General features: G+C 35.8%; 21 protein-coding genes and 1 pseudogene. 6 read left to right on the forward strand and 16 right to left on the reverse strand.

What is annotated here, in order from left to right; translation table 11 throughout:
* Positions 1-98: 98 nt before the first annotated feature.
* Entirely contained in the window at positions 99-584 is a 486-nt protein-coding gene (locus NSQ69_RS25920; protein WP_001080696.1) for a VanZ family protein, read from the reverse strand.
* Between the two features lie 111 nt (positions 585-695).
* On the opposite strand from NSQ69_RS25920, the gene NSQ69_RS25925 reads away from it, so the two are divergent.
* A complete protein-coding gene (locus NSQ69_RS25925) occupies positions 696-920 on the forward strand; it encodes a DUF1659 domain-containing protein (RefSeq protein WP_002016256.1) in 225 nt (74 codons plus the stop codon).
* 20 nt (positions 921-940) lie between these two features.
* The gene (locus tag NSQ69_RS25930; RefSeq protein WP_002034804.1) at positions 941-1,156 is read left to right on the forward strand and encodes a DUF2922 domain-containing protein; all 216 of its coding nucleotides are present in this window, start codon (positions 941-943) and stop codon (positions 1,154-1,156) included.
* 20 nt (positions 1,157-1,176) lie between these two features.
* Here NSQ69_RS25930 and NSQ69_RS25935 read toward each other — a convergent pair whose 3' ends face one another.
* Positions 1,177-1,575, reverse strand: coding sequence for a DUF4359 domain-containing protein (locus NSQ69_RS25935; protein WP_002034805.1), 399 nt, complete (start codon positions 1,573-1,575; stop codon positions 1,177-1,179).
* 201 nt (positions 1,576-1,776) lie between these two features.
* Here NSQ69_RS25935 and NSQ69_RS25940 point away from each other — a divergent pair, with 201 nt between their 5' ends.
* Entirely contained in the window at positions 1,777-2,283 is a 507-nt protein-coding gene (locus NSQ69_RS25940) for a competence protein ComK (protein WP_002167365.1), read from the forward strand.
* 54 nt (positions 2,284-2,337) lie between these two features.
* Here the strand turns inward: NSQ69_RS25940 and NSQ69_RS25945 are convergent, their stop codons facing one another.
* The 5 genes from NSQ69_RS25945 to NSQ69_RS25965 form a co-directional block, all read right to left on the reverse strand.
* On the reverse strand, positions 2,338-2,808 hold the full coding sequence (locus NSQ69_RS25945) for a sigma-70 family RNA polymerase sigma factor (protein WP_098167548.1): 471 nt from the start codon (positions 2,806-2,808) through the stop codon (positions 2,338-2,340).
* Positions 2,809-3,025: 217 nt separating this feature from the next.
* Positions 3,026-3,706 carry a Yip1 family protein gene (locus NSQ69_RS25950; RefSeq protein WP_215560811.1) on the reverse strand — a complete coding sequence of 227 codons (681 nt, stop codon included), beginning with the start codon at positions 3,704-3,706 and terminating at the stop codon, positions 3,026-3,028.
* Between the two features lie 124 nt (positions 3,707-3,830).
* A complete protein-coding gene (locus NSQ69_RS25955; RefSeq protein WP_033709581.1) occupies positions 3,831-5,030 on the reverse strand; it encodes an ABC transporter permease in 1,200 nt (399 codons plus the stop codon).
* Positions 5,027-5,707 (reverse strand): ABC transporter ATP-binding protein, encoded by a 681-nt coding sequence (locus NSQ69_RS25960; protein ID WP_002130002.1) that lies wholly within the window; start codon positions 5,705-5,707, stop codon positions 5,027-5,029. Before NSQ69_RS25960 ends, NSQ69_RS25955 begins: the two co-directional genes overlap by 4 nt.
* The gene (locus tag NSQ69_RS25965; protein ID WP_002034815.1) at positions 5,704-6,888 is read right to left on the reverse strand and encodes an efflux RND transporter periplasmic adaptor subunit; all 1,185 of its coding nucleotides are present in this window, start codon (positions 6,886-6,888) and stop codon (positions 5,704-5,706) included. Before NSQ69_RS25965 ends, NSQ69_RS25960 begins: the two co-directional genes overlap by 4 nt.
* A 437-nt stretch (positions 6,889-7,325) precedes the next feature.
* Here NSQ69_RS25965 and NSQ69_RS25970 point away from each other — a divergent pair, with 437 nt between their 5' ends.
* Positions 7,326-7,517 carry a helix-turn-helix transcriptional regulator gene (locus NSQ69_RS25970; protein WP_341099813.1) on the forward strand — a complete coding sequence of 64 codons (192 nt, stop codon included), beginning with the start codon at positions 7,326-7,328 and terminating at the stop codon, positions 7,515-7,517.
* A complete protein-coding gene (locus NSQ69_RS25975; RefSeq protein WP_061688702.1) occupies positions 7,518-8,030 on the forward strand; it encodes a DUF3278 domain-containing protein in 513 nt (170 codons plus the stop codon). It begins immediately after the preceding gene.
* 143 nt (positions 8,031-8,173) lie between these two features.
* On the opposite strand, the gene NSQ69_RS25980 is transcribed toward NSQ69_RS25975, so the two are convergent.
* The 8 genes and pseudogenes from NSQ69_RS25980 to fabZ all read right to left on the reverse strand — a co-directional run bounded on the left by NSQ69_RS25980 (position 8,174) and on the right by fabZ (position 16,163).
* Positions 8,174-9,508, reverse strand: coding sequence for an MFS transporter (locus NSQ69_RS25980; RefSeq protein WP_002130007.1), 1,335 nt, complete (start codon positions 9,506-9,508; stop codon positions 8,174-8,176).
* A gap of 19 nt (positions 9,509-9,527) precedes the next feature.
* Positions 9,528-10,562 carry an ABC transporter substrate-binding protein gene (locus NSQ69_RS25985; protein ID WP_341099814.1) on the reverse strand — a complete coding sequence of 345 codons (1,035 nt, stop codon included), beginning with the start codon at positions 10,560-10,562 and terminating at the stop codon, positions 9,528-9,530.
* Entirely contained in the window at positions 10,559-11,341 is a 783-nt protein-coding gene (locus NSQ69_RS25990) for a DUF3919 family protein (protein ID WP_016102280.1), read from the reverse strand. The genes NSQ69_RS25985 and NSQ69_RS25990 overlap by 4 nt, the downstream gene beginning before the upstream one ends.
* A gap of 66 nt (positions 11,342-11,407) precedes the next feature.
* Positions 11,408-12,838 carry a HAMP domain-containing sensor histidine kinase gene (locus NSQ69_RS25995; protein WP_016121081.1) on the reverse strand — a complete coding sequence of 477 codons (1,431 nt, stop codon included), beginning with the start codon at positions 12,836-12,838 and terminating at the stop codon, positions 11,408-11,410.
* An 11-nt stretch (positions 12,839-12,849) separates the two neighbouring features.
* A pseudogene (locus NSQ69_RS26000) lies at positions 12,850-13,521 on the reverse strand (response regulator transcription factor).
* Between the two features lie 232 nt (positions 13,522-13,753).
* The gene (gene tagU, locus NSQ69_RS26005) at positions 13,754-14,665 is read right to left on the reverse strand and encodes a polyisoprenyl-teichoic acid--peptidoglycan teichoic acid transferase TagU (protein WP_002089694.1); all 912 of its coding nucleotides are present in this window, start codon (positions 14,663-14,665) and stop codon (positions 13,754-13,756) included.
* A 474-nt stretch (positions 14,666-15,139) separates the two neighbouring features.
* Positions 15,140-15,340, reverse strand: a complete 201-nt coding sequence (locus NSQ69_RS26010; protein WP_341099815.1) for a hypothetical protein — start codon at positions 15,338-15,340, stop codon at positions 15,140-15,142.
* A gap of 388 nt (positions 15,341-15,728) precedes the next feature.
* A complete protein-coding gene (gene fabZ / locus NSQ69_RS26015; protein ID WP_341099816.1) occupies positions 15,729-16,163 on the reverse strand; it encodes a 3-hydroxyacyl-ACP dehydratase FabZ in 435 nt (144 codons plus the stop codon).
* A gap of 629 nt (positions 16,164-16,792) precedes the next feature.
* Between fabZ and wecB the strand changes: the two genes are divergently transcribed.
* Positions 16,793-17,908, forward strand: a complete 1,116-nt coding sequence (gene wecB, locus NSQ69_RS26020; protein WP_341099817.1) for a non-hydrolyzing UDP-N-acetylglucosamine 2-epimerase — start codon at positions 16,793-16,795, stop codon at positions 17,906-17,908.
* Between the two features lie 47 nt (positions 17,909-17,955).
* Here wecB and tagH read toward each other — a convergent pair whose 3' ends face one another.
* Positions 17,956-19,590 (reverse strand): teichoic acids export ABC transporter ATP-binding subunit TagH, encoded by a 1,635-nt coding sequence (gene tagH / locus NSQ69_RS26025; RefSeq protein ID WP_341099818.1) that lies wholly within the window; start codon positions 19,588-19,590, stop codon positions 17,956-17,958.
* Positions 19,591-19,599 lie beyond the last annotated feature (9 nt).

Consider the following 19,599-nt stretch of genomic DNA (forward strand, 5'->3'; position numbering starts at 1 on the left):
GTGAAGGCTTTTACGGGCAGTTAATGCGGGATAAGATGGATGTTTCTATTCCCACAAATAGCGGGATAAATGAAAAAGGAGCAAATCTCTAACTGAGATTAGCTCCTTTTTCTATGCCAAAACCAATTGCTTATTATAATTCCTGTTAACCCGCCGCACGTATCAAGCAATGAATCTTGCCACATCGGTGTACGGTCTCCTGTAAACCATTGATGAATTTCATCAAATGTTGCATACCCCGCAACGAAAAGGAGGGCGTATGCAAAGCACCTTTTTCTCGAATAACCCGATCGATGAAAAGCATAATACGTCAATGAACCGAGCATAAAGAACACCATAAAATGAGCACCTTTACGAAGGAAAAACTCAACAAATCCACCTACACCTTTATTTGCGATACTAACAGGTGTACCTCCCCCATAATCGATAGATACCCATGAAAAATGCTCTTTCACAAACTCAGCATTTACATATTGCTCAATATCCGAGCGCATATCCTGTTTTTTATATGGCTGTGCTGAAGAATAGAAAATAATCCCCATCCATAGTAATACAGGAATCCAAAATAACCATTTACGATTCATTCTCCCGAAAACCCCTCTCTTAGTCTTTTAAGAGTACCAAAAAAAAGAAAAAATTTCACGCCAAAACATGACATTTACACCCTATTTATAAAGTGAAAGGGGGTGATAAACATGGCAGTTGAAACAATCGTAATGGATTTAACTTTACGCCTTGTATTAAACGGAGGATTAGACAAAAACGGTAAAACAGTTTTTAAGAACAAACAATTCAAACGTGTGAAAACAAATGCAGATTTAGGAAAAGTACATGAAGTAGCACGTGCTCTTGCTTCACTACAACAATCATCACTTCACGCTGTACAACTTGTAAGCACGTCAGATCTTTCTAATCTATAATTAAAAGGAGGGAATAAAACATGCAAGTACTAGAGTTAATTTTCGTGAAAGAAGATGGAAAAACAGTTGCCTTTTCTATCGAAAATCCCATCACACCAGTAAATGAACTAGTCGTAAATCAAGTAATGGATACCATTCTTTCTTCATCTGTATTTTCGTCCATTAGTGAAAATACTCGTAAAAAAGGGGCTCGCCTCATAGAAAAAAACGTATCTGAAGTTCAAATCACTCCGTAAATCAAAAAGACGAATCTGCATTATTTTGCAGATTCGTCTTTTTTCTTCGGCATTTCAATTGGAATAAAGATGTTTGAAAAACCAACACAAACATACTTATAATTCTCTCCGCCTAAATCAAACTCTGTCGTATATGTTGAGAAGAAAATATAATCATTTCGCTTTGTATAATGCTCAATTAATAATCCAACTTGTGGTTCAACATACTTATTTGCTAATTTCTTTCCCGCTGATGCTAGATCGCCAAGTATACCCTCTTTGTTTTCTTTCTCAACCTCTTCTAGCTTCTTACTCACATCATTACGCTTCATAAATTGTTTTGCTGCCCAATCCGTATATTCTCCCTTACCCGGATTACTGTTTGCTAAATAAACTAAGAGAACAACAGCTAGAGCCATAATAATATACTTTTTCTTCATGCTATATCACCGCCTACTCTTTTCTCTTTTCTATTTTCATATATATGTACAAGCGATGCAAATTAGAAAGACTATCATCTATTGATTGTAAACGAACCGTAAAAATTTACAATACGAAACAAAAGATTAATAATAATTTTACATAATTCGTATATAATTATATTCGGAATAACAATTTTTATAAGGGAGGATTTTAGAATCATGGATAATGAGAATGATATTTTTATTTCTAGTTCTACAATGATGCTCGAACCTTGCAAACACCCTTATTACCGGACAAAAATTATCGACAGTAGCGGAAACCCTCTGTACTCTTGCCAAACAGCTATCCAACTCATAAAGAAATCTTGTCTAACACATGTTCATTCTACTTATCAAGGTAGACGTCATGCAGTCCAAATAAACTTTAAGCTCAAACAAAATGTTCCAATTCCGATTAATCACAAAGAATATATTTGCGTTTTCCCAACAGAATCTCCTTCTTCTCCAAGCTGCATTTGGTTGTTCTATAACCATATAGATGAGATAGAGTTTTCCAAAAAAACTAACAAAGCTAACATTCATTTTTTTAACGGAACTACCATAACAATACAAATAGGTTCTCATAAGTTACAGCAACAATTTTTGAAAGCTGGACATGTATTATCCCGAATGAACATAAAAGATTCACTACACTCAAAAACCCTCTTGCCACATTTACTGCCTTAAAATAAATAGAATGGAAGGCAATATTTCTCTTGCCTTCCATTCTACTTATTATTCTTATCCCCTTACACTATCTCTCATTTTCTCAAGCGCTTGTCGATATACCCATCTCACTTGATAGTACGTCATCCCCATTTCAGAAGCTATCTCCCCCATATTTTTCCCTGTAAAAAATCGCTCTGAAATGATGTGCTTCTCCTTCTCATCTAACACACTCATAAAGTCCTTCGCTCTCGTTCCCACATCTTCACACTCAAATCGTTCCTCATACTCGTCGGTGCATACATAGCGCTCTTGCACTACGCATTCTTTCTTCAACCTTTCCAATATATAACCACGTACCGTTACAACCGCATAAGCAGGAAAACTCCCTTTCTCCTCCTCATACCTTTCATACGCATGCCAAAGACCAATTAAACCACATTGATAATACTCTTCATAATCTTGGTAAATATTTAACCTCTTTATTTGATTTACAATCATACCTTCATACAAAACAACCGTATCTGCAAAAGTCGCTGGCTTCACACAGTGCCCGTTTCTAAAAGGTATACCTCTTCAGTATTCCGCGGTACCTCTACAATATAAAATGAGAAAGGAAATTTCATTGTGGGTAATTTCAAATACTGCTGCCAGAATTTGAAATTACACTAAGCAGTATTTGAAATTCTAATAGGGGTATTTGAAATAGGGGTAAAAATAAAAAAGATGGCTCTAGGATGAGCCATCTTTTCAAAATAGCATGTTACGCACCAAAGTCAGAGAACATACCGCCTAAAATACTGAATCCAATTGAAAGGATAAAGAATATGGAGATTAAAATTGTTGCTTGTTTTTTACTTAAACCAGCAACGATCTGCAAGCCTAAACCAGTTAAGATCAAGCTCCAAATGTTAAACACTTCAAACGCAGAACCAATACCGTAAGCAACCGTTCCTTGATCAAATAAAGGCGCTAAACTTGTATATTTATCAGTACCATTTCCACCAAGAATAAAACCTAGCACTGCATTCAGAATACCACCAAAATAATAAACAATATTTGCATATAAATAAATAGATAATATCTTCATATACGGTGTATCATTACTCATGAACATCATAATAACTTTATAAAATCCAGCTACAATAAACAAACCAACAATTGTTCCAAGGAAACCAAAAATCGCTCCCCCTCCAAGAGTAAACCCTTTAACCACACCTGCTGAATCGCCCTTAAGCTCCTTTGCCAACTCCGGAGTATTAACTAACGCTAAATAAGCCACTACCGCTGCCGTGATTGTCCCAAGTATAGCAAACAGGAAAAATGCCCCCCAAACCGGACTTTTCGTTTTCATTCTCTCAAACTGCACACCTGGAGATGTAATCATTCCAAATAATGATGGCTTTTTCGAACCTACATCTTGCGTATTAATATTCGCTTCCATTATAACGCCTCCCTCTATTTATATAACCCGTTCTAACGGGCGGTTCACATCCTCATGTAGAGGCTACGAACCGCCCATTAGAACGGTAACTTGTAGTAGAGAACTTCTCTACTACACTAATAATTTACTCATAACGAAGTGCTTCAATTGGATCTAATTTCGCAGCTTTGTTTGCTGGAATTAATCCGAAAATAATACCAAGTGTCATAGAGAATAGTACGCCGCCAACGACAACTTCCCAAGAAACGAGTGGTGGCCATTTCGCAAATGTGGAAACAATATATGCCCCGCCATATCCAAGACCAATTCCGATCAAACCACCAAGAAGTGTTAACATAACTGCTTCAATTAAAAACTGTAATAAAATTTTACTACGTGTTGCTCCAAGTGCCTTACGCACCCCAATTTCACGTGTACGCTCTGTTACAGATACGAGCATGATGTTCATTACACCAATACCACCAACGACTAATGAAATACCAGCGATACCGCCGATGATCATCGTCATAATATTAGTCATTTTTGAAATACCTTCTTGAAGTTCTTTTAAATTCATAACCTCATATTTACCAGTTGCATCACTCGGTTTACGACTATTTAAGACATCTGCAGCTTTTTTACCTGCTTTTTCTAAATTATCTACATTTTTTGCTTGAACAGAAATATTTTGAATTTCATCTTTTCCATACAGTGTCGGCCATAATGAAATTGGAACTAGTGCTTCTGATGGTCCCATTCCCATAAACTCGTTATCTGATTTGTAGACACCGATAATTTGCATCGGTTGCCCCTTCATTTCAATAATTTTACCGACTGGATTAGCATCCTTAAACACCTTATCTTCCATTTGTTTACTAATCATGACAACATTATTACCTTGATCCACATCTGATTCTTGTAAAGAACGTCCCTTTAACAACTTTACTTTATTTACTGAAAAATACTCACTGTCTAATCCAGTAATACTCACCATTTCTATTTTATCTTCAATATCAAGTGGTTCCATACTTGAATTTGTTGTTACAACATGTGCGATATCTGGAATTTTTTTAATTTCAAAAATATCTTCTTCAGTTATCTTCGGTGCTTCTACCATCGCCATACCAAAAGGATCATTCATATCGGCACTATAATGAATCGGTACCGTTTGATTACCTGATCCAACAAATTGGGATTTCAGTGCAGCTTCCCCGCCTTGCCCAATCGCAACGACGGTAATAATAGAGCCTACACCGATAATAATCCCTAGCATCGTCAAAGCTGAGCGTAGTTTATGAGCTAAAATAGACGATAAGGCAATTTTCATACTATCTAGTAAACTCATACTGCACACCTTCTATCTTCTGTAACTTTCCCATCTCGCAGTACAATGCGACGGGAAGAATACGCTGCTACCTCTTCTTCATGCGTAACCATAACAATCGTCGTACCTTCTGCATTTAGCTTCGTGAAAATATCCATAACTTGTGCACCAGACTTCGTATCAAGTGCACCTGTCGGCTCATCGGCCATAATAAACGTTGGATTATTTGCAATCGATCTCGCAATCGCTACACGTTGCTTCTGTCCACCTGATAACTCACTAGGTAAATGATGGACTCTATCTGATAATCCAACTTTCCCAAGCGCTTCAAGGGCTCTCTGACGACGCTCTGCTTTCTTCACCCCACCGTAGATGAGCGGAAGTTCAACGTTTTCCACTGCGGAAAGACGCGGCAGCAAATTAAAGTGCTGGAACACAAAGCCGATATATTCATTACGAATTAAAGCTAGTTTTGACTCGTCTGCTGTTAAGATATTCACATCATTCAACATATATTCACCTTCTGTTGGACGATCTAAACAACCGATAATATTCATAAGCGTTGATTTACCAGAACCAGACGGTCCCATAATAGAAACGAACTCACCGCTTTGAATTGTTAAACTAATACCATGTAAAATCGGCACTGCCAATTTTCCTTGATAATATGTTTTAGCAATATTATTTAACGTAATCATTTCTCTTTCACTTCCATTCCGTCATACACGTCGTCGGAAGGATTTTTAACCACCTTTTGCCCCACTGTTGCGCCTTCAACAATCTCTGTCCAGTCTCCATCAGTAGAACCTTTTTTCACATTTTGTTTACGAAGCTTTCCTTTCTCTTCAATATAAACAAATGCATCTTCGCCTTTTTCTACAATGCTCTTACTTGGAACAGCAATCATCGTCTTATTCTCTAAATTTACTTGCAGAGAAACGTGATAACCTGGAGATAAACCATCTTGGCTATCAAGACTTGCTTTATATGTATATTGAGACATATTTTGAGTTCCCTCACCAGCAGCTTGAGCCATCTCTGCACTCGTTGGGAATTCACTTACTTCCGTAATCTTACCTGTCCACTTCTTCTTATTATTTGCTTTCGCAGTTACAGTGAACGTTTGATCTTTTTGAATTTGTGACTTTTGAAGCTCTGTTAAAGTCCCTTGAACCTGGAACGGGTCTTTAGAAGCAACTTGTAAAAATGCTTTCCCTTGACCACCTAATGCCTGAGATGAACTTTGCGCTGCATCCTTATCTAACTTCTGTACAACACCAGTAAAATTACTATAAATCGTAAGTTCTTTCTGTTTTTTACTTAACTCTTCTTTTTGTAACTTCCCTTTTTCTTTCTCAAGGTCAGTTGTTTTCTGAGCCATTTCTAACTCGCTTACTTGCTCTTCCATCGGGTCTGTTACTTCTTTCCCAGCCCCACTATCTTTTACCTTCTTAATTTCTTTCTTCAATGAATCAATCTTCTTTTTCCCTTGATCGTAACGCATATCAGCCATCTTCTGATCAAGATCAGCTTGCTTCATTTGAAGATTAATTTCTTCATTATCATAAGAGAATAATTTCGTTCCCTTTTCTACCTCTTGTCCTTCTTTCACCGCAATATCTTTCACTTTTCCTTTAGTCGGATCCGCATAAAAACTTTCAATATTCCCTGGCTTCACCTGACCAGAAATTAACTTCGTATTATTAAGCTTACGCTCTGTCACTTTCTCAAAACTTACAGCATCTGTATTAGCCGTACCTTTCTTCTTACCTTGCATAACAAAAATATTAACTGCTGCAACAATAACAATTAGTGCAATAACTCCGATAATAATCCATTTCTTCTTCTTGTTTGGAGTACGAACCGTATTAGGTAACATATTCTCTCTCCTTTTATACCTTAATAGTTTAATAGATATTTAATTGTATAAAACTTTCGGAAAATTGAATCCCCACTTACATTGTTACACTCATTTTACAAAGTTTTACACAATCATTTATATTGTAACAAAAATACCAATGATTAGAAATATGACATTCTATCTTTTAAGATAGTTTTAAGGAAAAGAAAAATCCAATTTAAATTAGTTTTTTGGTATTTAGATGATACATTTTCATCTTACACAACATCAATTTCATGCTCCCTCCTTTACTAAAGAACTTCCTACTAATTTGAATTATTAAACTAAATTCCCCAATTGTATCACCCTCATTTTTGTCATATATATTTGACATTTTATTTATCCAAGTGTAGAGTGTCATATATATGTGACACTTCGGTACACGAAGCCTACAACTATTAATAGGAGGTTTATATTTGAATAACGTTAAAAACTATCGAAAATCTGAAGGCCTGTCTCAGCTAGAATTAGCTGAAAAAGTTAATGTGGCTAGACAGACAATAAACTTAATTGAAAACAATAAATATAATCCTTCTTTAGCTTTATGTATCGAATTAGCAAAAGCGTTAAAAACAGATTTAAACAGCCTATTTTGGGAGGGAGATTAAATGATGAAAATTGAATGGAAAGAAAAAGTTTATAATAATTTTATTGGAACAATTAGTGAAAGAGATGAGTATCAAAAACAAGAAATCAATAAAGAATTAGCTATAGCTGGAATTGGTTTATGGTGGTTAAATATGTTGGTAATGCTTATTATGTTACTCGTCGATACTATGAACCATACAATATCTATAGGCACTATATTTATTTTTCTTATTAATATGATTTACGCTAATTATTTAATCTTTAAATTGAAAAAAAAGGGCCTAAATGATACTGAGTGTGCAACAGAAGAAGAGTATTTAAAACATAAAAAGACATTAAAAAAAGCTGGCTTAAAAGCAGGTGCACTTTGGGGCTTCCAAATGTTTGTTTTTATGAATTATATCCTTCCCTATTTAGGTTCAGAAGAAATCTCGGTTTCTTTATTTAATGTTGTGCTTTACTGCTGTGGTGGCGGATTTTTTGGTCTATCCATGTATATAGTCGGTTTATTAAATCTAAAAAAATTATATTAAGTAACTAGCCCTTCAGTAACTGAAAGTACTATTTAATATATAAGCGATTTACACATAAAACTTTAATTTTACATATGATCGTCCTTTCAATTATTAAAAAAGCGATCCAAAATAATAATTGGATCGCTTTTCTGAATAAACTATTACGCCACTTTAGGACCTTTTCTCTCATGTCCACGTTGAACGATAAATAAGAATACTGTTGATAAAATACCGCCTGCTAATAGTAAGATGAAGCAGCCATCCCAGCCAGAACGATCAACAATAACACCAATTGCTGCGTTTGCTACAAGACTTCCGCCTACATAACCGAACAGACCACACATACCAACTGTTGTACCTACTGCAAATTTCGGTACTAATTCCATCGCACTTAAACCGATTAAAAACTGTGGTACGTAAATTAAACAACCGATAATAGAAACGGCAATACTTACAACAAGTACGCTAGATGCTTGCCAATATACAACCGTACCAACAACAACACCAGCCATACTCATAATACATAATGGCATACGTTTTCCTTTAAATAATTTATCACTTAAAAGACCAACGATTAATGAACTTGGAATTGCCATACCTTCAAAAATCGCGTATGCAGCATGTGCTTCATTTTTTGAAAAACCTTTAACTGTTGTTAAATAAAGCGGAACCCAGTTAATAACACCGAAACGAATTAAGTAAACAAATGCATTTGCAATACATAAATACCAAACGAACTTATTTGTCACTACATATTTCATTAAAATTTCTTTTGGTGACATCTTATTAGCATTATCTGCTTTTTCAAGATTTTCATAGTCATTACGATACTCATCAATTGGAGGAAGACCTTCAGATTCTGGTGTATCCTTCGCATTAATCCAAACAAGAACTGAAATTACCATTGCGATAATCGCTGGGAAAATAAACACGCCGCCTTGCCAATGATTTTCACCAAAAATACCTACACCAATTCCAACAAGTGGTGGCACTAGCATTCCACCAACGTTATGTGAAATATTCCAAATACCTGTTTTCGTACCACGTTCTTTCTTCGAGAACCATTTCGTCATAACGATACTACAAGGTGGTGCTCCCATTCCTTGTACAATACCATTTAGGACAAGTAATGTAACAATCATCCCAAATGAAGATGCAAAGCCGAAGCAAATATTTACAAGCCCTGATAAGAACAATCCGACTGCGATAAAACGCTGGGCGAAAGCTTTATCTGATAAATTCCCCATAAAGAACTTACTAAATCCATAAACAATCGCCATTACTGAACCTAGTAGTCCAATTTGAGCTGTACTAAAACCATATTCTTGCACTAAATACGTGCTTGATAACGTAAAGTTACTACGAACTAAATAATAAGCAGCATACCCAACTGAAATTCCCATTAGCACACGAATACGCAGTAATGTATATACTTTAGCGATCATATCCGCTGGTAACCTCTCAATTGCAGGTGCTGGCTTAAGCCATTTAAACATATTCTTTCGTCTCCTTTTCTCACTGCTGAGAGAGACGCTGTCTATTCCATATCTCGATTATTCCGCTATTTGATATTTTTTGGTTTGCCCTTCTAACCGGCTGTCCTTCTATTTCTTTCTCATTCTTCGCAAACATCGTTGGTACGCCAAACGAAACTTTTTCTAAAATATGCCCCGCTTCTTCCGATAAACAATAATCAATAAATAAATCCGCAATAATACCACTCGGCGCACGCTTTAGTTTCGAAATCGCATTAACGGACAACCCTGTTTGCTCAGGTTCGTTACTTAAAATAGGAAAGCCTTGTTTTTGAAGCATTCTCTGATCTCCCGCAAAATTGATGCCTATCATATATTCACCGCTCGCAACCAGTTCTGCAGGCATATAACCATTCACCGTTACTTCACCAACTTGCCTTGCAAGATTCTTAACATACTCTGTCGCTTCTCTTTCACCTAAAGTATCAATAAGTGATTGAAACAAAGTATATGCTGTGCCGGAAACATTTGGATCAGGCATTGCAATCTTATCCGTATATACCGGATCTAATAAATCTTGCCACCTTGATGGATATGGAAGACCGAGCGGCGCTATTTCTTCATTCCACCGCTCTTTATTAATCGCGATTGCCAGTTTCTCCACTTCATAACCGTACCAATAACCATCTTTATCTTTAACAGTCTTTGAAATACGATTCGCATGCTGGGTCGTAACAGGAATAGAAAGGTTCTTTTGCTTCATCATTTGATGCGCATCTACTGTACCGCCAATAATAATATCCGCCTTCGGATTTCCAGCTTCCTCTTCTACTCTCCGAAGAAGTTCTTCTGTCGATAGACGAATAAATTCATATGTACACCCGCGTTGTTTACAAAATGACGAAAGCAAAGCTTCACCAACTTCCTCGCGGGCCGCTACATACGCAACGAGATGACGATCATCCAAAATAGGGAGACCACTTTTATTATATTTAATAGAGGTTGTATCTCGAGAGCAACTAGACATCGCTCCTCCGATTACTAGCAAAAAGAAGAAAAAGGCTATCTTTCTCATGACACACTCTCCTTTACAAGGAATTCTGCTAGGGAGCCCTTCATATACATGACATTCCCGTTATTATCACCGAGATATTGCACAACAAAGTACGATGGATACACAGAAATAGTTAGAATATCCTCCCGCTCATTCTTTACACGTTTGCCTGTTTTATAGGCAGTAATATAAGCAATCGGCTCATTCTGTGATTGTAATAATTTCTGAATTTCTCCGTAATCTGTAATTTGCCTTGCGTATCGAATAGAATCAAATATGTGTGTAAGATCTATAGTACGTATTACATCCCCTTGCCTCACTACAACTTCCTTTGCCTCCGCAAAGAAATTACTAATGCGCTCTGGTGTATAATACAGACTTAACAAATACGTTTGAAATGCTGAGATCATCGGATCCGTGCCATTCTTTCCGTATACATTAGTCTCGTACTGGAACAAGTCACCTACTGCAAAAGTACGTTTATGTCCATTCAAGTACGTTACTTCTCCAGTAAATACTTGTTCTTGATTCCTCGCTTCTCTCGGTTCTATTCGAATTCGGTCAAAGAATGAAACAATCGTATGCAAACGAACTTCATCCGTTACAACAATTTCTCCCCACTTCTCATGCCTTACTTTCACTTCAGTAGGAAGAGATTCATTCACTCTTTGTAAAACGGCTTGTTTGTCATCCACAATTGTGATTCGATTATATATTTGCTTCTCAATAACATAAAACAAAATAAGAGAAACGATCATACAAAAGACAAACATAAGAATTTGAAATGATAGCCTTTTCATTTCTGCCTACCTCCAAGATAAAAAAACGTTGTTTCGAAAATACCGCATAATTGTTTCATAAATGTATCATTTAACCGCTTTCAAGTTTTTTATGTCTTCCATCCGTCTCGGAAGTAAAAATGTAATGCATATTGTAGTTCCCATTTCTTCACTACTCTCAATTCGCATACTTCCGCCTTGCTTCTTCATAATCTCCTGACAAATGTATAAGCCATAGCCATTCCCGTAACTTGAAGGAAGCACCTTACCTTCCGGAGACTCATTCCATTCTGCAAGCACACCTTCATCCATACCAATACCATCATCATGAACAAAAACTTTCGCTTCCTGCTCATTTATAATTACATTCATACGAACTTGCGTAGCATCACTATATTTAATCGCATTATCAAGCACATTCAAGAAAATTTGCTTCGTCTTATCAAAATCCGCAACGACGTGTACTTCTGTTAACTCATTCATAACTTCAATTTCAAACTGCTGCAACCTAAGTTTCACAATCGAAATCGCTTCTTCTGCCAATTCTTTAATATTCACGACTGTAGGTGACACTTCAAACGTACTCTTCCCGTACTTTGAAGACTTAAGTAATTCCTCTACAAGTGATAATAGACGCTCACTTTCTACAGACACATAACGGAGGCTCTCCTGCACATCCTCCTTCGACTGCAACTTCGGAATTAAATCCACATAACCGATAATCGCTGTTAGCGGTGTTTTCAGCTCATGCGTAATGCGGTCCAAGAAATCTTTCTGTTTCTCTTTCTCTTCCTTCAGCTGCTTAATATGCAGCTCAATCCCATCAGCCATCGCATTAAAGGACGCTGAAAGCTGCGCAATTTCCACATACTCATTCAGCTCAATCTTACTTTCATAATCTCCATTCGCAAGCCGATATGCCATTTGCCTTAACTGATCAATTGGTTTATGAAGAGACTTCGCCAAACGAATTGCAAAGAAAATACCAGCAGCTACTAAACAAAGCGACGTCATTAAAAACGTCCAACTTACATTTGTTAAAACTTCCTTCTCATCCGTTAACTCATTTATAAAACGAATACTTCCAATGACATCGTTTCCATAATAAACCGGACTTGAAAACAAAAGAATTGGAGCTGGATCTCCCTCCTCGAAAACATACGATTTCTTTCCCTTCAAAGAACTCTCGATGTCAATATTCCGATGAAGTAACGCTCCTTTTTGTGTATCTGCAACAACATCTCCATTCTTCCCAATCATCTGCACCCGGACATCCATTCGCTTCGCTAAATACGAAGCAATTAAAAGCGAATTAGGCCCTAGCGTCTCTACTTCTGCTTCCTTCTCTAAATAATTCATCGTATAAATTTGCGCTTCCACACTTAACTTTTCTAAGGAATCTGCCGCATTATGATACACATTCTTCTCCAGTGCAATATAAACAACCGCATACAAAAGAACAAGAATTGGAATCAACAACCCAACTATTCCAAACACCATATTTCGTTTTAAAGACATATCATCACCTTTTAGCAATCAAGCTTATACCCCACACCATAAATTGTCTTAATATACTCCCCGCTCGCGCCGAGTTTCTTTCGAAGCCTTTGCACCATAATATCAACCGCTCTCGTATTTCCGATATACTCAAACCCCCATACCTTCTCTAATAGCTCATCCCTCATGAACACACGCTGCGGATTCGAAACAAACAACTGACATAAATTAAACTCTCGGTACGTTCACTGAATCTCCTGCCCACTCACATGAAGCTTTCGTTCCTTTGGACAAATAAGTAAATCACCAGCCCCAATCACCTCATGATTTAAAGGAACCTCCTTCTTCTTCACGCGCCGCGCCATATTCTTCACCCGAAGAATAAGCTCCGCATAATTAAAAGGCTTCGTCACATAATCATCAGCTCCAAGCTGAAGACCAAGTAACTTATCATTCATCTGACTCTTCGCTGTCAGCATAAGCACCGGAATATCACGCTCCTTCTCTCTGAATAAACGTAACAACTCATACCCATCCGTATCAGGAAGCATCACATCTAAAATAAGTACATCCGGCTGCTCATTCCATCTCTCTAAAGCTTCTCTCCCATCAGCCGCCGTCAATACTTCATACCCTTCCATCTCTAACTGCATCCGAATCAAATTACGAATACTCGATTCATCATCTACTACAAGTATTTTCATCATTCTCCTCCTTCCATCCTGTATTATAGTACAGTTTAGTATAGCAAAAATAAAACAAAAAAAGAGAGGGTATTGTCGAACATATTTTGTCGACGATACCCTCTCTTTTTTTATATTTATTAAAATATCCATTCGGTTGTTTTTGATGCCAATTCCATGCGTGCTCGATATAGAAATATGCTATTACTAAATATCCCTCACTACCTTTACAAATAGTGAGGGATATTTAAAATTACCGATTTAATTCAAGATGTGCTTTTAACTTATTCGTTAAATCTTGTTTTGCTGCATCTGGAACATAGTAGTACCAAATGCCATCAGCGGCTTTGTGACCGTCACCTGGGATTTGAATGTCCTCACTATTATTCAAGCAGTTTTTATAATTCTTTTGCATATCAAACATTTGATCTTGCGTTAAGTTTGTTTTCACATTCTTTTGAATCGCTGTTAACACATCTCCATAGCTTGTTAAAGAAGAGAAACTAGCACCTTTCTTAATAACACCCTGCATTACTTGACGCTGGCGCATCTGACGACCAAAATCACCACGCGGGTCTTGTTTACGCATACGTGTATATGCTAAAGCCTCATTACCAGTTAAATGAATATTCCCTTTCGCAAAATGATGTCCATCCTGCGTAAATTCTAAATCATTATTTACATCTACCCCACCAACTGCATCAACGATATCTTTAAATCCTTCCATGTTCACTTCAATATAATAATTAATAGGAACATTCAAGAATTTTTCTACTGTCGCTACAGACATATCTACGCCGCCAAATGCATACGCATGGTTAATTTTATCACTTTTCCCTTTTCCAACAATTTCTGTGTATGTATCACGAGGGATACTTACTGTTTTCATTGAATTATTTTTAGGATTTAACGTGATAACCATTAAAGAATCCGAACGCCCCTTATCCTCACCGCGCTCATCTGCTCCTAATAATAAAATTGAAACCGGTTCAGCGTTACTAATTTTTTCGCCAACTTTATTGTTGTTTTGATCACGCTTTAGAGGTTTATGAACTTCCTCTAATGTCTTAGATACAGAAGAATATACATTATAAGCATAAACTCCTCCGCCTATAATTAGTACTCCAATAATACCGAGTACCCAAAATAAAATTTTCTTTTTCATACATTTACCCTCTTTATCAAAATTTATAAATAATATATCAATTTTTATACTCTCCACTATATTACATTAATCTTGATTAAAAATAAAAGAAAAATTAAGAAAGGGGCATTAGTATTTGCCATCAAAATAAGGAAACCTACCATCCATTTCCGCTAACCGATTGATGAAGTTCCTTTTATTATCCTACATATTCAAATGAATGTAACTTCCCACAAAATTATGCCTTACAGCAAAAGTAGAGTCCATCTAGTATAATGGACTCTACTTTTGCTGTAAGGCACTTTATCGTATAAAATAATAAGATGACTCTTTTTATTATTAATTATTTCTCAAATTAGCCATCCTCTCGCATTAAGATGGATTTTTTCTGTATTTATAAGAATTCCTTGTTTCATGCATACCCAAAACAAACAACAGAACATTCAGATAACAACTCCCAATGATCCCTATGCATATTATGGTTCCTTTAAAACTTCACTGCTTTTCTCTGATATACCAAAAATCTTTTGAAATATCTTTGCAATTAACAGCTACATAGTCATCGCTCCAAACAAAATTACCCGATTTAAACATTGCAATCATCCTTGGATTATTTTGATATAAAAACATATCGCCATCTTTAAACTTTCCATTCTCATAATCATGTAAAACCTCGTATAGCTTCACATTCATCATCTCTTTTCTCTATTTTTATAAACTCATTTTATATTTCTTTTACTAAAAAGTTGTGTTTTCCTTATGAAATTATGGTGAACTTTTATATTTTTTTAAAAGTTCTGTTCCCTATGTGCTTAACAATTTAACCTACAAATTCCTATCTTCATTTTATTCTTTCATCCCTCTCTAAATACCTTTACATTTATATACATTTATCTTCTTATTATTCCAAAGTGTTTCTCGACTTATTTAATCAAAACTCTTATTAACATTCTAAAATATCCCTATTACTAAAATCCCTTTCTAAACAAATAACATATTATTAGTTGCAAATAAAATAGGTGGATACAAAGCTGCAAACTCAGCCCTGCATCCACCTATCTGTATAAAAAACATTTTACGTTTACTATTCCTTTTTATCTCCAAGGGCGAACGTTATTTCAGTTTCACACGCAATCTCACCATTTACAGTTGCAATTGCCTTCCCTTTTCCGATTGCTCCACGTACACGCGTCATTTCAACTTCTAAACGAAGCTGGTCACCTGGACGGACTTGTCGTTTAAAACGGCAATTATCAATGCCTGCAAAGAATGCTAAACGACCACGATTCTCCTCTTTCTTCAGCATAGCAACAGCGCCAACTTGTGCTAAAGCTTCTACAATTAAAACGCCTGGCATTACAGGATAATCTGGAAAATGCCCATTAAAAAATTCTTCATTAGCTGTAACATTCTTTATTCCAATAGCACGCTTTCCTTCTTCTACTTCTAAAACTTTATCCACAAGTAGAAATGGATAACGATGAGGAATTATTTCTTTAATTTGTTGAATATCTAGCATATACTTCTCTCCTTACACAAGATTGGTCATACCACCAGAAGTTATACTATCATTATCCCATTTTAACTCTTATTTGTCATTATAAAAAAAGATTTCAAAATTCCTCTTCCAAATAAAAAAATGTATACACTCTTTTCAATATGTATTATCACTGACACGGAGGTTGAAAAGAGTGTATACCCAAGTTAGGGAAAGGCAAATTATATCAATTATTATTAGCCTTTAATGTCGTATTCATAAATCATTATAAAGGAGAAAATCTCGAAAGAAAAACCTGATATTACACCTTTTTTGTTTTTTTTCAGGATAATTATTAGCATTTTCTCTTTTTATCTCCTATTTTCTTTAAATTATTATATTTTAACATTAAAATAAAATATCAAAAAATACGCTATCTTATCGTTATCACTTTTATACATGGTTTTCATTTATTAACATGGCTTTCACAAAATCAATCTACTATCAATATCTCTCGTACTCTTCGATTTCATTATACAAAAATGCTATTCAATTAAATTTCAATATCCTCTATTAAGAGTGATTGCCCCCTTTTCCTTATAACTTTCATGTATAATAATACAGTAACAATACTACCAAATTTTTAATTGGTAAAGGAAAGAGGCAATAAAATGACTGAACGTTTAAAAGTAATGACAATTTTCGGGACACGTCCAGAAGCAATTAAAATGGCACCTCTTGTATTAGAGTTGCAAAAGCATCCAGATAAAATTGAAGCGATTGTGACTGTAACAGCACAACATCGTCAAATGTTAGACCAAGTATTAAGTATCTTTGGAATTACGCCAGATTTCGATTTGAATATTATGAAAGATCGCCAAACTTTAATTGATATTACAACGCGTGGTTTAGAAGGTTTGGATAAAGTAATGAAAGAGGCGAAGCCGGATATCGTACTCGTACATGGTGATACAACGACAACATTTATCGCAAGTTTAGCTGCTTTCTATAATCAAATTCCAGTAGGTCATGTCGAGGCAGGACTTCGTACATGGGATAAATATTCTCCATACCCAGAAGAGATGAATCGCCAACTAACAGGCGTAATGGCAGATCTTCATTTCTCCCCTACAGCAAAGTCAGCAACGAACTTACAGAAGGAAAATAAAGATGAGTCACGCATTTTCATAACAGGAAATACAGCGATTGACGCACTGAAAACGACTGTAAAAGAAACATATAGTCATCCTGTACTAGAGAAACTTGGAAATGATCGTCTTGTACTTATGACAGCTCACCGTCGTGAAAACTTAGGAGAGCCAATGCGTAATATGTTCCGTGCAATCAAGCGTCTTGTTGATAAGCATGAAGACGTACAAGTTGTGTATCCTGTTCATATGAACCCTGTTGTTCGCGAAACAGCAAATGATATTTTAGGCGATCATGGCCGTATTCATTTAATTGAGCCGCTAGATGTAATTGATTTCCACAATGTTGCAGCTCGTTCATACTTAATGTTAACTGATTCTGGTGGGGTACAAGAGGAAGCGCCGTCACTCGGTGTACCGGTTCTTGTTCTTCGTGATACAACAGAGCGCCCAGAAGGTATTGACGCAGGTACATTGAAATTAGCAGGAACAGACGAAGAGACAATCTTTAGTCTTGCTGATGAGTTGTTATCAGATAAAGAAGCTCATGATAAGATGTCGAAAGCATCTAACCCTTACGGTGATGGCCGTGCATCAGAGCGTATTGTAGAAGCAATTTTACAACACTTTAATAAGTAAATAAAAAAGAGCCAAATCATGTGCGATTTGGCTCTTTTTGTTATTAATCATTTCTTTACAATCGATATGGATTGAATTTCTTTATGTGTCTGATCTGAACGGGCTGCAATATAGTAACTTTTTGTTTCATAGAAGTAGTTTTTCTCTGCATCATTACTTAAGCTTTCTTTTCCTAATAATTCATGTAACTTTGCAATCGACATTGAAATATCTTGGAATACAACCTCCACTACCTTATCCTGTGAAATGCCAAATTGAATATTTCCATCTTTAACAATCGTTTTTCCCATCATACTTGGTAATGGATTTAAAGGTTGAGGATAAGTTGTCTCTAACTCATTTAATGTTTTACCAAAATAAGTAGGGGCACTTGCCATATTCCCTCCATATACACGTTTTAACAACGCAGTTACATCTGCTAACTTGGCATCCTCGATTATGTTATTATTCGATTTAAATGGTTCAATAAACTTTGTGCTTATCCATCCAATTTCACCACTTGATAATGTAACTTGTATCCATTCAACATCTTTTTTCTCGCTTTTATTATTATCAGATATAGTAAAAATATCCCCGAAGTTGGCTACAGATAATCGTTTACTGCTTGCATCCGCTTCTTCACGAATACTGATTTCATTACTATTCACTATATAAGTTGAAAATTTCTCAACTGGTGTAGTTTCAATCGATTTTTTACTTGAAGTAATATTTTCTACCTCAACATTATTTCTGTTCTTTGAAAATATCCCCGTATAAAAAAGACCTGTCGATATTATTCCTGCTATCATAGCCAAACAACACCCGATCATTACGCCTTTTTTTCTTTTAGGACGATTTAAATTACGCTTTCCATAATTTCCATGCGACTCCACAGTAGCGGCTTCTTGTAAAAGCCCATGTTGAAACTGCATCATCTGTTCTTCACGAAAACGTTGTTTCTCTTCCTTATTCATCCCATTATACTCTTTTAAAAAATCATTATAATGAGTAACTACTTCCTTAATATTTCCGTATTCTCTCACATGTCCATAATGAATCCATAATGCTTTTGTACAAAAACTTTTCACTTGCGAAATCGAATGACTAATAAAAAATATTGTTTTCCCTTGTTCTTTAAATTCATTCATTTTATCTAAACATTTTTTTGTAAATGTTTGGTCACCTACAGAAAGCGCCTCATCAATTACTAAAATATCGGGATTAACATGTGCAGAAATCGCAAATCCTAACCTAGACTTCATACCACTTGAATAAGTTTTAACAGGTTGATGAATGAACTTACCAATTTCCGCAAATTCAATAACCTTAGGAGTAATCTCCTTTATTTCCTCTTTCTTAAGACCCATCATCAAACCTTTTAATTCAATATTCTCAAGCCCCGTCAACTGACCATTTAATCCAGATGAGATTGCAATTAATGTTGCTGATCCCTTAATATCAATCGTCCCTTTACTGGGCATCGTTACTCCCGCTATTAAATTTGATAGCGTACTCTTTCCAGAACCATTTAAACCGATAATACCAACTATTTCTCCTTCTGCGACTTCAAACGAAACATTATTTAAAGCATAATGATATTCTCCATTGGAAGTTTTAAAAAATAAATCCTTCAACTTATCTAAAGGCTTATTGTACATCTTATACTTTTTTGTAACATTTGAAAATCTAACTCTATAATTCATTCAATCATT

It is taken from the genome of Bacillus sp. FSL R10-2201, from assembly GCF_038008665.1.
GTDB classification, from domain to species: Bacteria; Bacillota; Bacilli; order Bacillales; family Bacillaceae_G; genus Bacillus_A; species Bacillus_A mycoides.

What these genes read in the sequence shown, in the direction of transcription:
- NSQ69_RS25930 (WP_002034804.1), top strand. Translation starts at nt 941, where the DNA reads ATGCAAGTACTAGAGTTAATTTTCGTGAAAGAAGATGGAAAAACAGTT.
- NSQ69_RS25920 (WP_001080696.1), bottom strand. Translation starts at nt 584, where the DNA reads ATGAATCGTAAATGGTTATTTTGGATTCCTGTATTACTATGGATGGGG.
- NSQ69_RS25925 (WP_002016256.1), top strand. Translation starts at nt 696, where the DNA reads ATGGCAGTTGAAACAATCGTAATGGATTTAACTTTACGCCTTGTATTA.
- NSQ69_RS25985 (WP_341099814.1), bottom strand. Translation starts at nt 10,562, where the DNA reads ATGAGAAAGATAGCCTTTTTCTTCTTTTTGCTAGTAATCGGAGGAGCG.
- NSQ69_RS25950 (WP_215560811.1), bottom strand. Translation starts at nt 3,706, where the DNA reads ATGGAAGCGAATATTAATACGCAAGATGTAGGTTCGAAAAAGCCATCA.
- NSQ69_RS25980 (WP_002130007.1), bottom strand. Translation starts at nt 9,508, where the DNA reads ATGTTTAAATGGCTTAAGCCAGCACCTGCAATTGAGAGGTTACCAGCG.
- tagH (WP_341099818.1), bottom strand. Translation starts at nt 19,590, where the DNA reads ATGAATTATAGAGTTAGATTTTCAAATGTTACAAAAAAGTATAAGATG.
- NSQ69_RS25995 (WP_016121081.1), bottom strand. Translation starts at nt 12,838, where the DNA reads ATGTCTTTAAAACGAAATATGGTGTTTGGAATAGTTGGGTTGTTGATT.
- NSQ69_RS25955 (WP_033709581.1), bottom strand. Translation starts at nt 5,030, where the DNA reads ATGAGTTTACTAGATAGTATGAAAATTGCCTTATCGTCTATTTTAGCT.
- fabZ (WP_341099816.1), bottom strand. Translation starts at nt 16,163, where the DNA reads ATGCTAGATATTCAACAAATTAAAGAAATAATTCCTCATCGTTATCCA.
- NSQ69_RS25975 (WP_061688702.1), top strand. Translation starts at nt 7,518, where the DNA reads ATGATGAAAATTGAATGGAAAGAAAAAGTTTATAATAATTTTATTGGA.
- NSQ69_RS25935 (WP_002034805.1), bottom strand. Translation starts at nt 1,575, where the DNA reads ATGAAGAAAAAGTATATTATTATGGCTCTAGCTGTTGTTCTCTTAGTT.
- wecB (WP_341099817.1), top strand. Translation starts at nt 16,793, where the DNA reads ATGACTGAACGTTTAAAAGTAATGACAATTTTCGGGACACGTCCAGAA.
- NSQ69_RS25940 (WP_002167365.1), top strand. Translation starts at nt 1,777, where the DNA reads ATGGATAATGAGAATGATATTTTTATTTCTAGTTCTACAATGATGCTC.
- NSQ69_RS26010 (WP_341099815.1), bottom strand. Translation starts at nt 15,340, where the DNA reads ATGATGAATGTGAAGCTATACGAGGTTTTACATGATTATGAGAATGGA.
- NSQ69_RS25960 (WP_002130002.1), bottom strand. Translation starts at nt 5,707, where the DNA reads ATGATTACGTTAAATAATATTGCTAAAACATATTATCAAGGAAAATTG.
- NSQ69_RS25965 (WP_002034815.1), bottom strand. Translation starts at nt 6,888, where the DNA reads ATGTTACCTAATACGGTTCGTACTCCAAACAAGAAGAAGAAATGGATT.
- NSQ69_RS25990 (WP_016102280.1), bottom strand. Translation starts at nt 11,341, where the DNA reads ATGAAAAGGCTATCATTTCAAATTCTTATGTTTGTCTTTTGTATGATC.
- tagU (WP_002089694.1), bottom strand. Translation starts at nt 14,665, where the DNA reads ATGAAAAAGAAAATTTTATTTTGGGTACTCGGTATTATTGGAGTACTA.